We start from the raw sequence: 12,961 nt of genomic DNA on the forward strand, positions 1-12,961 counted from the left end.
TTACCATTTTTCTGCAAAAAATCTTAGACAGTCTGGTAAATTTTCTGACCAAGGGATTTCACTATGGATGGCCCCAGACTGAACTTTCAAGACAAGATTATCTAAGTGTACCCCACCTGCTATCAAATCATGGTAATACCTAAGAGACGAATCGATATAGGCTTGTTTGATATTACCAGCCATCAGGGTCTTGTCCGTATCATCTGCTTCTTCTGTTCCAACATAGATAAAGATACGCTGGTCGGGCGATAGTTTCTTGCGTTCAATATAGCGGTTAAAGGCTTCTTGATGGAGCCAGTTAGCAGATGAAAAGACCCCTAGACAACCAATCTGGTCTTGGTATTCCAAACCGATAAACTGGGTAATATTGCCGCCTAGTGAGGAACCAATCATAGCCGTATGCTGGCGGTCAGCTTTGGTACGGTAGGTCTCATCGATAAAAGGTTTGACCACCTCCATGATAAACTCAGAATATTCCACACCCTTACCGCCAAACTGCTGCCCCGGAATAGGAGATTCTTGGAACTTCCAAGCCGCATACTCATTCATCCGCCCCATACCATCATTATCAATAGCAACGACAATCATGCGACTGATATCAGGATTACGCTTAATAGCTGGGATAATCTTCCATGAATGGCCAATGAAAGACTCCTTGCTATAAAAAACATTTTGCCCGTCATGAAAGTAAACAACAGGATAGGAACGATCCGTGTCTTTCTCATAATCTTTAGGCAAAAGAACACGTACACGGCGTTCCTTACCTGTATAAGGAACCTTGAGTTTGTGTTCTTTCATTTTTAAATAAAAGTAGGATTGATTCATTGTCAGAAAACTCTCTATATTCAAAATTTTATTTTATTATATCACATTTACAGAAAAAAAGTTAGTTTTGCTTCCGTTTTTGGAATTAAAAACTAACTTTTTCATTTATTTTTCTAAATTCTTCTGGATTTTCTGATTAGAGAAGATTGTCAATCAAGTCATCCACTTCATCTTTTTCAGCCTGCGGTGTAATCTCAGTAATCATGATTCCAGCCACAGCTCGCTCAACTAAACCTTCAACATCCATGCGAGTTTCATACTGCTCCGCATTCTTAATCTTAGGATTTGTTTTCGGACGATCTGGCGCAAAAATGGTACAGCAGTCTTCAAACGGTTGGATTGAAATGTCAAAGGTATCGATTTCCTGGGCGATGTCAATGATTTCCAACTTGTCCATGGTTACAACTGGGCGGATGATGGGAGTGTTGGTAACGGCATTGATAGCCTGCATGCTTTCAAGGGTTTGGCTGGCTACTTGACCTAGACTCTCCCCATTGATGATAACTAAACCATTTCGTACCTCACGAATACGGTCAGTAATCCGCATCATAAAACGACGCGTCAAGGTCATGAGATAGGCTTCTGGCGCTTTGGCTTTGATTTCCTCTTGAATCTCTGTGAAAGGCACCTCGATAAACTGGATATTGCCACCGAACTTGGTCAATTTTCGAGTCAAATCTTGGGCTTTTTTTAGGGCACCAGGACTGGTGTAAGGTGGGCTGGCAAAATGAACAGCTTCAATATCCACTCCACGCTTAAGAGCAAGATAACCTGCTACAGGTGAGTCAATCCCTCCTGACAACATGAGCATCCCTTTACCTGAAGTTCCAACTGGCAAACCACCAGCCCCACGAATGGTTTCATAAGAAAGATAGGCTGCTTCTTCACGGATCTCCACCTGAAGATTGATGTCAGGACTTTTCATTTGAGCTTGCACATTTGGAATGGCTTCGAAAACAGCTCCTCCAAGTGTTTGATTGAGTTCACGACTATCCAACTCAAAGTTGTGGTCGCTACGCTTGCTAGAAATTTTAAAGGTCATGCCATCCTTGTAGATGTCCTGCATAATCTCTTGGACAGCAGACTTCAGAACTTCTACAGATTTTTCAATCTTATAAACAGGGGAAAAATTTTGAATACCAAATACTTGTTTGAGGGATTCTGCTACTGCTGTGTAATCTGCTCCATTGAGATAAGCGTGGGCACGGTCGCGATCTGCCGTTACCTTAACTTGGGGATAGATAGACAAAACGTCTGAAATATTATTACGAAGTTTATTGATGAAACGCATACGGTTTTTACCCTTGGTTGACAGCTCACCGTAGCGAATCATAATTTCTGAATACTGCATGAATGCTCCTATCTTACTTTTCTAGTTTGGTTGTAAATTAATTTTAACTTGGTCAAAAACTGCTCGACCTGACTCATATCATTTTCAAGGTCTAGGCTTAGACGCACAGCTGACTGGGCCTTATCTTTATCCACTCCCATAGCAATAAGAGTTCCTGCAGGTTTCCCAGCCTTGGATGAACAAGCAGAGGTCGTTGAGATGAAAATATCATAGTCTTCAAAGGCGTGAACGATGACTTCACCACGAACACCCTTGATTCCAAAAGTCAGAATATGAGGGGCGAAGTCTTCCTCATCTGAAAAGACAAAAATATCTGGATAGTCCAGAAGTGCTTGACGAATCACTGCCTTCATCTGCCCAGTCTTGCTAGTAAAGATATCTAGCTTTTCCATAGATAAACGGAGAGCCTTGGCTGTCGCTGCAATACCTGCTACATTTTCAGTTGTCGAACGGTAATCACGTTCCTGACCACCACCAGTTAAAAGAGGCGTAATCTTCTTGCCAGACTTGATATAGACAAATCCAACCCCTCGAATTCCGTGAAACTTGTGGCTAGAGAAAGTCGCAAAATCCACTCGTTCTGTCAGATACTTTTCAGTCGGAATCTTAGCAAGTGCCTGAACCGCATCAACGTGGAAGGAAATAGTCGGCTTGTCTGCTAACAGTTCTGAAATAGCCTCAATGGGCTGAACAGAGCCAATTTCATTGTTAACTGCCATGATGGAAACGAGGGTCGTATCTGGTCGTATCAAATCTGCTAACGCCTTCACATCCACAAATCCTTTCTCATCAACTGGAGCAAAATCCACTTCAAATCCTTGACTTTTCAGCCAGAGGGCTGATTCCTTAACTGCTGGATGTTCAACGGCTGATACAATAATGTGTTTTCCAAACTGAGCCTTTTCAAAGGCCACACCCTTGATGACCCAGTTATCTCCTTCTGTCCCACCAGAAGTAAAGAAGATTTCATCGCTTTTCTTACCGATTAAATCTGCAATCTGTTGGCGGGAAGCATCTAAGATTCGTGTTGCCTGGTCTCCCAAACGATGGAGGCTAGATGGATTTCCTAAAATTTTTGAAGCGACCTGCATATAAGTTTCAAGTGCTTCAGAATAGGGCTTGGTCGTCGCCGAATTATCAAAGTAAATCATATTTTCTCACGCTTTCTAAAATCACTCCCTCTATTGTATCATGAAACGGAGCCTGCGACAAGAAAGGGCAATTTCTCTTTTTTTAAGATTTTTTTAAAGAAATGCGGTATAATAAATTTTAATTAAAGGAGAGAATGTATGACTAATTATCGTAGAACTTCAAAACCAAAAACAGAACACATCAAAAAAGGCTTCACGGTCTTTCAAAAAACCGTCGCTACTATCGGTAGTATCCTCGGCTTAATTACCGCAAGTATCACGATTATGAACGCCTTGGATAATAACAAAAATACTAAAAAAGAACCTACGACAAGCCAGACGACAACAATTGTCAAAGAAATTCAAAAGGAATCCCCTCAGGAAAACACTAGTCCCAATAAGGAAACTAACACTACCCAAGAAAAAACACAGCAAGAGGAAACACCAAAATCTAGCGTCAAGGAAGAGAAAAGAGAAGAGCAGAAAGCAGCAACTCAGGAATCTACTACTCCTGCTCCAAGTAAACCCACTACTGAAAATGAAAAACAGTCCAATACCCCAACTTCGGAAAATAAAACTAATCAATAATCACTAAAATAGCCTCCTTCCAAACTTGGAAAGAAGCTATTTTTTATTGTTGTAAAACTTTTCGAGGTTTAGTACCTTCAGCTGGACCAATGACACCTGCCATCTCAAGTTCTTCCATGAGGCGGGTCGCACGGTTAAATCCAACTGACAAACGACGCTGAATCATGGATGCGCTGGCTTTCTGTGTCTCGATAACCAAAGCCTTGGCTTCCTCAAAAAGAGGATCTCCACCAGCATCTCCATCTGAAAATTCTCCTTCATTTTCAGAAACCTCACCTGGATCAAAACTCTCATCGTAGTCTGCATCCGCCTGAGCCTTGATAAAGTTTACGATACGTTCGACATCATCATCCGAGATAAAGGATCCTTGCAAGCGAACTGGATGATTTTCATCAATCGGTTTAAAGAGCATATCCCCTCGGCCAAGCAGTTTTTCTGCTCCATTTTCATCTAAAATAGTACGGGAGTCTGTTCCTGATGAAACTGCGAAAGCGACACGAGATGGGACATTGGCCTTGATCAGACCAGAAATGACGTCAACGGATGGACGCTGGGTTGCAAGAATCATGTGGATACCTGCAGCACGCGCCTTCTGTCCAAGACGAATGATGGCATCTTCTACTTCTTTGCTAGCAACCATCATGAGGTCAGCCAACTCATCCACAATCACGACAATAAGAGGTAGCGGAATTTGCTTGTACTCAGACTGGGCATTAAACTCTTCTACCTTAGCATTAAAACCTGCAATATTCCGAACTCCTACCTTTGCAAAGAGTTCATAACGATTTTCCATCTCGTCCACAACCTTTTGCAGGGCCTTGCTGGCCTTGCGTGGATTGGTCACAACTGGAATCAAGAGGTGAGGAATGTCATTGTAAACCGATAACTCAACCATCTTTGGATCCACCATCATAAACTTGACCTGGTCTGGTCTTGCTTTCATCAGAATGCTAGCGATAATACCGTTAACTGCGACTGACTTTCCGGATCCCGTCGAACCTGCAACAAGTAGGTGGGGCATCTTGGAAAGATCAAAGGTTCGAGCAGTTCCATTGACAGCCTTACCCAGAGGAATTTCGAGGAGATTTTCTGGTTTAGTCTGAGACTGTTCCCAGAGTTCACGGAAGGAAACGGTCGCAATTTCAGAGTTAGGAACCTCAATTCCGACTAAGGATTTCCCAGGGATCGGAGCTTCAATCCGAACATCCTTGGCTGCTAGAGCCAGCGCTAAGTCGTCTGCCAGATTGGAAATACGGTTAACCCGTACACCAACTGCTGGCTTGACTTCATACTTGGTTACCGATGGTCCTATTTCAGCCCGTTCAACCGTTACCTTGATACCAAAGCTGGCAAAGGTTTCTTCTAGGATTTTGATATTTTCTCGAACAATCTTCTTTTCCTTGGACTGATCTTTGGGTTTATCTGGCGCAAAGAGTTGCAAGCTTGGCAGCTTGTATTCAAGGGCTTCCTTGGCTGAAAAATCGACCTGTACATCTTCATCATCAGAGCCATCTTCCTGTTCAGCAAATTCAAGTTCAGCTTGAGGCAGGATGATTTCTGGTTCTACCCATTCTTCTTCTGGAACAGGTGGAACGTCAAGCACAACATCTTCTGTCAGAATTTCACCCGTTTCCATATCAACAGGAGGCATATCGAGTAAGGCTTTTTCGGTCTCTTCTTGTTCTAATCTAGCCTCTTCCTCAGCCTTTTGACGAGCTTTTTCTTCTTGTTTGACAAAGCGTTCCTCTTTTCGACGCTCATGACCTTCCCGCCATTTGGCAAAGCCTCTACTGAAAAATTCAGCAATATCGTAAACAGACCAAGGACTGATTAGCAGGGCTCCAGCTAAAATCAAGATAGAACCAATAAAGTAAGTACCGATATTTGAGAAGAGAAAGGCTGTTGGCACATAGAGGGCAACACCAATCAAGCCTCCACCAGCAAAACTGGTCGTTCGAAAACCTGTCAAATCAGTCACAACCTGAGCCATGGTTCCTTTTAGAACGGACTTGTCCAAACTATATTTCCAAACTAAGTAGGCCTCAAAAATCAGGAGTAAGCCTGCAAATATGGTGAAAAAGCCAGATAAGAGCCCTTCCTGTTTTCGGATCCACTTGAAAAAGAAGAGATAGATTAAAAGAGCAAATATTGCCAAATAAGCTAGGCTACCTACCAGCAAGCGTATTAAATTGTAAAGGGTGATACCTGCAGCCCCTAATTTGAAGGCTGCGAAAATCAATAAAAGCGCGATTCCCAACGAAATCAACATTCGTTGAATCGCTTCTTTTCTTTCGAGTTCTGCTTTAGACGGTCTCCGTCTTGTTTTACTTGTATTCTTGTTTGCCATTCTTCTATTATACCATATTTCACAGGCATTTCGGAAAGAGAAAAAGACTGCACCAAACGGTCCAATCTTTTCATTTTCTATCTAAGTTTTATGCTTGTGGTTTGCGTAGGTAACCATAGACCACACCACTTACAATTGCTCCTACTAAGACAGAGGCAAGGTAAAGAAGAGCATTTGAAGTAAGGGCGATTACAAAGATTCCTCCGTGTGGCGCCATAAGTTTGATACCAGCAAGACCAACGAGGCCACCTGCTACTGCTGAACCAAGGATAAAGCTCGGGATAGCACGAGCTGGGTCAGCCGCACCAAATGGAATCGCTCCCTCAGTGATAAATGATAAGCCCATGATGATGTTAGTCAAACCAGAGTTGCGTTCTTCTTTAGTAAATTTATCTTTGAAAAGAAGAGTTGCGACAAAGATTGCAAGTGGTGGAACCATTCCTCCAGCCATAACTGCTGCCATGGCTACAGAACCACCTGAAGAAACAGTCGCTGCAAGCGTACCTGTACCAAAGACATAAGCCGCTTTGTTAACTGGTCCACCCATGTCAACAGCCATCATTCCACCAAGGACGATACCAAGAAGAACAGCTGAACCGCCTCCAAGACCGCCAAGGAAATCATTCATAGCAGTGTTGATTGCTGCCATCGGGATGTTAACAGCTAGCATGACAAATCCAGTCAAGATTGTTCCAAGAAGTGGCAAGAGAAGGATTGATTTAGCACCTTCAAGTGAACGAGGAACTTTAACGTATTTTTTGATAGCAAGAACCAAGGCACCTGCGATAAATCCACCAACAAGGGCACCTAGGAAACCAGATGAGACACCTGCAAGAGTTGAAGTTGCTTCACCACCTGCTGCATAAGGGATTTTACCAAAGGCAAAACCTTCTTTGGCAATAGCACCAGCCACGAAACCTGCTACCAAGCCTGGTTTTTCAGCGATAGAGTAGGCAACATAACCTGCAAAGACTGGAAGCATCAAGCCAAAGGCTGCACCACCAATTTTCATGAACATAGAAGCTAGCTCATGGTAAGAACCAAGATTTCCAAGATTTTCATTTGGAACACCCAAAGCTCCATCAATCAAGAAGGCAAGGGCGATCATGATACCACCACCAATAACGAATGGCAACATTTGAGATACACCACTCATCAAGTGTTTGTAGAAGGCACCACCAAGGCTTTGTTTTTCATTACTTGTTGTTGCAGCTTTTACTCCATTTGCGGCACGGTAGACTTCCGCATCCCCAGAAAGAGCCAAGTTAATCAATTCTTCTGTCTTACGGATACCGTCAGCAACTGGACGATTGATCAATGGTTTGCCATCGAAACGATCCATTTCTACAGCCTTATCTGCTGCGATGATAACCGCTTTAGCCTTACGGATATCTTCTGCAGTTAGTTGGTTTCCAACACCGCTAGCACCGTTGGTTTCGACCTTGATACCAACCCCCATTTCAGCAGCCACTTTTTGAAGAGCTTCTTGGGCCATGTAAGTGTGGGCAATACCTGTCGTACAAGCTGTAACAGCCACGATAAAGTCACCAGAATCATTAGCAGGTGCTTGAACAGGCTCCTCAGCTTTTTCTGAAGCTTGGTTAAAAAGTTCGATGACTTGGTCTGCAGATGTTGCTTGACGAAGTTTGTCAGCAAAACCGTCTTTCATCAAGTATTGAGACAATTCTGCCAAGGCTGCTAAGTGAGTATCATTGGCACCTTCTGGAGCTGCAATCATAAAGAAGAGGTCAGTTGCTTGCCCATCCAAGCTCTCATAATCAACACCCTTATTTGACTTAGCAAAGAGAACTGTCGCCTCTTTGACAGCAGCATTTTTGCTGTGAGGCATAGCGATACCATCACCCAAGCCTGTAGAAGTCAGAGCTTCACGCGCCAAAATTCCTTCTTTAAAGGTTTCAAAATCTGTCACATAACCGTGGTCTGTCAAGCTTTTAATCATCTCGTCGATGACAGCTGTTTTTTCAGTTGCCTGCAAATCCAGCAACATGACATCTTTTCTCAATAGGTCTTGAATTTTCATCGTTTTTCTACCTCAACTTTTTCATATGTTTCTTTAATAAATTCTGCCGTTGCCAAGTCATCTGAGAATGTCGTTGCTGTTCCACAAGCCACTCCCCATTTGAAGGCTTCTACTGCGTCTTTTGATTTGACAAATTCACCTGTGAATCCGGCAACCATAGAATCACCAGCACCAACTGAATTTTTGACTGTCCCTTTGATTGGTTTAGCGAAGTAAGCTCCCTCAGATGTGACAAGAAGGGCACCGTCGCCAGCCATAGAGATAATGACGTTTTGAGCACCTTTAGCCAGCAATTCTCGAGCATATTTCTCGATTTGGTCCAAACTTTCAAGTTTCACTCCAAAGATAGCTCCAAGTTCGTGATTGTTTGGTTTGACCAAAAGTGGCTGGTAGTCCAAACTATCAATCAAGGTCTGTCCTTCAAAATCACAAACGACTTGCGCACCAGTCTTGCGTGTCAAGGCAATCAAATCCTTGTAGATAACATTTCCTAGGTTTTTAGCACTCGAACCCGCAAAGACAACCGTATCATCTGCTGTCAGACTAGATAATATAGCTTTCAATTCTTCTAACTGGGCTGGTTCGACATTTGGACCCGTTCCGTTGATTTCTGTCTCTTGGTCTGCTTTGATTTTAACATTGATACGAGTATCTTCTGCCACTTGGACAAAACGTGTCTCAATTTCTTCATCAGCCAAAGTATCTGTGATAAATTTACCAGTAAAACCTCCGATAAATCCAGTCGCTGTATTTGGAATATCCAAGCGTTTCAAGACACGACTGACATTGATTCCTTTCCCACCAGCAAACTTATCATCACTATCCATTCGATTGACACTACCGACTTGGACTTGGTCCAAACGAACGATATAGTCAATGGATGGATTGAGTGTGACTGTATAAATCATACTTCTATTACCTCCGTTTTCTCCTTAATAGCCTGCAAAAGCTCATGCCCTTGACTTGTGATAACAATAGCTCGTTTGAGTGGTGCTACCTTGGCAAAGCAAGTTTGTCCAAGCTTAGACGAATCCACCAAGACATAGGTCTGTTTGGCATTCTCCAAAATAGCTCTCTTCACAGCTCCCTCCTCCATATCAGGAGTCGTATAATAACCATCGTCCACACCATTCATCCCGATAAAGGCACGGTCAAAGTGCAATTGGTTAATCTGGTTAAGAGCAACGCCCCCGATGCTCGCATCTGTCGCCATCTTGACACTTCCTCCAACCATGACAGTTGGAATCTGCTTTTCAACCAACTGAGCGGCATGGTGAATAGAGTTGGTCACAACTGTGACATTCTTATTGACCAATTCATGAATCAAAAAGGCTGTCGTTGTTCCAGCATCGATAAAGATGACATCTTGTTCCTTAATAAGAGAAGCCGCCTTCTGAGCCAGCAACTTCTTTTCTTGAAGGTTTTTGACAGATTTTTCTTGAATGGTTTCTTCTTCCTGCAAGGAATGGGGCAATTCTGCTCCACCATGCACGCGACGAAGCTTGTTTTCTGCTTCCAACTCATCCAAGTCTCTTCGAACCGTTGATTCTGAAGTTTCTAGCAAACTAACTAATTTCTCTAGAGAAACTACATGGTGTTGATTTAACTCCTCTAAAATCAGTTGCTTCCGCTCTGTTTTTAACACCGAATCACCTCCTGTTATCGTTTACACTATTCATTCTATCACACTTTCTTTCAAAGTCAAGCATTTTTTATCATTTTCTTTCAAAATCTATCATTTTTCTTATTTCTAGAATTTTTATTGCAAGATAAGAGGCTTTATGATAGACTATTTAAGTAAGTATTGGAAGATTACTCAAGAGGCTTAAGAGGCCGTGTTGGAAACGCGGTAGGCGTGTAACAGCGTACGTGGGTTCGAATCCCATGTCTTCCGTTTATTTTAAAAAAGATACCCAAGAAATCTTGGGTATCTTTTTTCTTATATGCTTGTTTTATAACTCGGGTGAATTTCTTAGAAAATATCAAATAACAATTTCACATTGAGAATTGTTAAGATAATGGAAACGATATAGCCAAGGATGGTATTCCATTTGGCATTGGTAAATTCTCCCATCAGTGATTTCTTAGAAGTTAGATAAATCAGTGGGAAGATTGAAAATGGAAGAGCAATCGAAAGAAAGACTTGTGAATAAACCAATAACTGATCTAATGTTTTTTCCTGATGACCAAACAGAACCGCTACAATCATGACAGGCAACAAGGCAAAGAGACGAGTTGCCAAACGAATGAACCATTGAGGTAATCTCATATGCAAGAAACCTTCCATAACGATTTGTCCAGTCAAGGTACCCGTAATTGTCGAATTTTGACCACTGGCTAATAAAGCCAAGGCAAACAAGGTTGATAAGGTCGAGCTAGCTATAGCTCCTGCAATAGTAGAATCCTGCAAGGCATTATACATTTGAGAGAAGGCAGAAATCTCAGATGCATGGCCGAAAAAGAGAGCCGCCCCGAGAATTAATAGAAGGGAGTTAACCACAAAGGCCAAGGATAATTGGAGATTTGAATCCCAGGTCATAAAGCGCACGGCTTTTCGAACATCATTCTTGTCCTTGTGATTGATTTTCCGAGTTTGTGACAAGGAAGAATGCAAATAGAGGTTATGGGGCATAACCGTTGCTCCCACGATCCCTAGTGCCAAGGTTAATTGACTTTCATGCCCTGGCAAGGGACTTTCAAATAAGGTTGCATTCGGTAGATAACCCTCAACGATTCCTTGGAAGCTTGGATGTGACAAAGCTACCAGATAGGTAAAAATTGCTAGAATGGTTAAAATCAGTGTTGTCACAATAGCTTCAATCTTCTTAAAGCCAAATTTCATCAGAAGCAATAAGAGAAAAACATCCAACACGGTCAAGAGAATTGCTATCATAATCGGAATCTTAAAGAGAAGATTGAGAGCAATCGCTGAACCTAGAACTTCTGCCAGATCTGTCGCCATCAAGGCTAATTCTAAAATCACCCATAGACTATAACGAAGCCATTTAGGTGAATGATGAGCCGTTGCTTGAGCCAGGTCCATCTGGGTTACAATACCAAGCTTTCCTGCCATCTGCTGAAGTTGCATGGCAATGAGAGATGAAATCAAGATAACAAACAAGAGACTATACTTATAGGAAGCACCACCGACTACACTGGTAATCCAGTTTCCTGGATCCATATAACCAACTGCGACAAGAGCACCCGGACCTAAAAAGGCATTTAAATTTTGCCAGAAATGATTGTTATTTGGAGTATCGATAGATTGATTAATCTCAGAGAGTGACACTTTTTTATGAGAAGACATAGATACTTACCTCTTTCTAAACCTACTTTTTCATTATTTTCTATTAGAGAAAAATAAGATTGACTTTAAACTATTAAAACAATGAAAACTATATGAAAAACATTTAGTTTTTTCATTATTTTTCTTAAGGCACCTTAATATTTTTCTTAAGGCACCTTAATTATAACAGAAAATATGATAAAAACTTAAGAAAATTCAGGACTTGATTTAATATTTAGGATACAACTGAAAATTGTATCCTTTTTGTAAAAAAGAATACCAAGGAATACCAAAGAACAAAATAAAAAACGCTGTAAGTACAACGTTTTAGAAAGGAATGCAAAAGAATAATGGAGCCGGTGGGAGTCGAACCCACGTCCAAACATCTGCTAACATATTTGTCTACAACCATAGGTTATGTATTGTTTTAACAGCTCCTCGACACATAACTCAAGCCTAGGAACTGCGAGCCTATAAATCTCTTACCAAACTGCTAGACAAAGTTTGATCGTATCTCGCTAATAATAAGACCTGTCATTGAACACGAGCAATCCAAATCGGGTCACGCCTGCTGGTTTTTAGGCAGCTAGAGCGTAAGAAGTGTTATTTTTTGCAGTTATATTTAACTGAGCGTTTACGTCGCCACACGAGTCGCAAAATATGCCTCATAATGCCTGTCGAATCCGTAACGACCCCAAAAGACAACAAAACCATTATACCTTATCTAACTCAAAAATGCAAAAAGGAAAGCAATTAACTACAAAAGATAGTCTTTCAAAGATTTTGTCAAAATCTGATAACCAGCAACACTGAGATGCAGTCCATCAGTTGTATATTCTTTTTTGAGTTGACCTACTTGGTCTGTCAAACTATCAAAAACTGGCACAAATTCTACCTGCATATAGGCTGAAGCAAACTCTCGATAGGATTGATTCCATTTCTGGATTTTTTCATTCGTGCGGATATAGACTGTCTGCTTGTACTCCTCTCCCTCATTGACTGGCAAAATGGAAAGCAATTTAATCTCAGTCAATGGATAATCGCGAGTAATGGATTGTATGATAGCTTCGAGATTATTGAGAGCCTCATTCACAGGCACATCTTTTCCGATATCATTTGTCCCAATTAAAAGGACAATTTTATCTACCGCCCCACCGTACAGATGCGCATCCAGATTCTCTAATAACAGCCCTGTCTGATAACCTCGAATGCCTCGATTGACAATCGTCTTTGCAGTTCCAAATAGTTCCTGCAGAGGATAATATTCGACAATGGAATCCCCAATAAAAAGAATGTCTGGCTCTACAACAGAAACCTGATTTAAGTGACGATACTTGGTTTGGATTTTTTCTTGTTCCTTTAGTAACCAATTTTCTAATAACTGTACTGCCAC

Annotated in this window: 10 protein-coding genes, 1 tRNA gene and 1 other RNA gene; 2 read left to right on the plus strand and 10 right to left on the minus strand. The window is 41.7% G+C overall.

All coding sequences use genetic code 11. The features are described 5' to 3' along the window. From O3616_RS07200 to O3616_RS07210, 3 genes are all read right to left on the minus strand, one after another. The gene (locus O3616_RS07200; protein ID WP_061864032.1) at positions 1 to 825 is read right to left on the minus strand and encodes an alpha/beta hydrolase; all 825 of its coding nucleotides are present in this window, start codon (positions 823 to 825) and stop codon (positions 1 to 3) included. Between the two features lie 136 nt (positions 826 to 961). Then, entirely contained in the window at positions 962 to 2,176 is a 1,215-nt protein-coding gene (thiI, locus tag O3616_RS07205; RefSeq protein WP_261018421.1) for a tRNA uracil 4-sulfurtransferase ThiI, read from the minus strand. 8 nt (positions 2,177 to 2,184) lie between these two features. Beyond that, the gene (locus O3616_RS07210; protein ID WP_371638495.1) at positions 2,185 to 3,327 is read right to left on the minus strand and encodes a cysteine desulfurase family protein; all 1,143 of its coding nucleotides are present in this window, start codon (positions 3,325 to 3,327) and stop codon (positions 2,185 to 2,187) included. Between the two features lie 138 nt (positions 3,328 to 3,465). On the opposite strand from O3616_RS07210, the gene O3616_RS07215 reads away from it, so the two are divergent. Beyond that, positions 3,466 to 3,894, plus strand: a complete 429-nt coding sequence (locus O3616_RS07215) for a DUF6556 family protein (RefSeq protein ID WP_261082165.1) — start codon at positions 3,466 to 3,468, stop codon at positions 3,892 to 3,894. Positions 3,895 to 3,937: 43 nt separating this feature from the next. Here the strand turns inward: O3616_RS07215 and O3616_RS07220 are convergent, their stop codons facing one another. The 4 genes from O3616_RS07220 to O3616_RS07235 all read right to left on the minus strand — a co-directional run bounded on the left by O3616_RS07220 (position 3,938) and on the right by O3616_RS07235 (position 9,927). Further along, positions 3,938 to 6,241, minus strand: coding sequence for a DNA translocase FtsK (locus tag O3616_RS07220; RefSeq protein WP_371638496.1), 2,304 nt, complete (start codon positions 6,239 to 6,241; stop codon positions 3,938 to 3,940). An 88-nt stretch (positions 6,242 to 6,329) separates the two neighbouring features. Next, on the minus strand, positions 6,330 to 8,282 hold the full coding sequence (locus tag O3616_RS07225; RefSeq protein ID WP_371638497.1) for a fructose-specific PTS transporter subunit EIIC: 1,953 nt from the start codon (positions 8,280 to 8,282) through the stop codon (positions 6,330 to 6,332). Next, positions 8,279 to 9,190: a 1-phosphofructokinase gene (gene pfkB, locus O3616_RS07230; protein WP_371638498.1), complete on the minus strand. Its 912-nt coding sequence runs from the start codon at positions 9,188 to 9,190 to the stop codon at positions 8,279 to 8,281. The genes O3616_RS07225 and pfkB overlap by 4 nt, the downstream gene beginning before the upstream one ends. Next, positions 9,187 to 9,927 carry a DeoR/GlpR family DNA-binding transcription regulator gene (locus O3616_RS07235; protein WP_371638499.1) on the minus strand — a complete coding sequence of 247 codons (741 nt, stop codon included), beginning with the start codon at positions 9,925 to 9,927 and terminating at the stop codon, positions 9,187 to 9,189. Before O3616_RS07235 ends, pfkB begins: the two co-directional genes overlap by 4 nt. A 161-nt stretch (positions 9,928 to 10,088) precedes the next feature. Between O3616_RS07235 and O3616_RS07240 the strand changes: the two genes are divergently transcribed. Further along, positions 10,089 to 10,176 (plus strand) — tRNA-Ser (locus O3616_RS07240). 78 nt (positions 10,177 to 10,254) lie between these two features. On the opposite strand, the gene O3616_RS07245 is transcribed toward O3616_RS07240, so the two are convergent. The 3 genes from O3616_RS07245 to O3616_RS07255 form a co-directional block, all read right to left on the minus strand. Beyond that, positions 10,255 to 11,589 (minus strand): Nramp family divalent metal transporter, encoded by a 1,335-nt coding sequence (locus O3616_RS07245; RefSeq protein ID WP_000094601.1) that lies wholly within the window; start codon positions 11,587 to 11,589, stop codon positions 10,255 to 10,257. A 327-nt stretch (positions 11,590 to 11,916) separates the two neighbouring features. Continuing rightward, positions 11,917 to 12,264: a transfer-messenger RNA gene (gene ssrA / locus O3616_RS07250) on the minus strand. A 61-nt stretch (positions 12,265 to 12,325) separates the two neighbouring features. Continuing rightward, positions 12,326 to 12,961 (minus strand): SGNH/GDSL hydrolase family protein, encoded by a 636-nt coding sequence (locus O3616_RS07255; protein ID WP_371638500.1) that lies wholly within the window; start codon positions 12,959 to 12,961, stop codon positions 12,326 to 12,328.

It is taken from the genome of Streptococcus sp. 27098_8_86 (assembly GCF_041432595.1).
Classification (GTDB): Bacteria; Bacillota; Bacilli; order Lactobacillales; family Streptococcaceae; genus Streptococcus; species Streptococcus pneumoniae_F.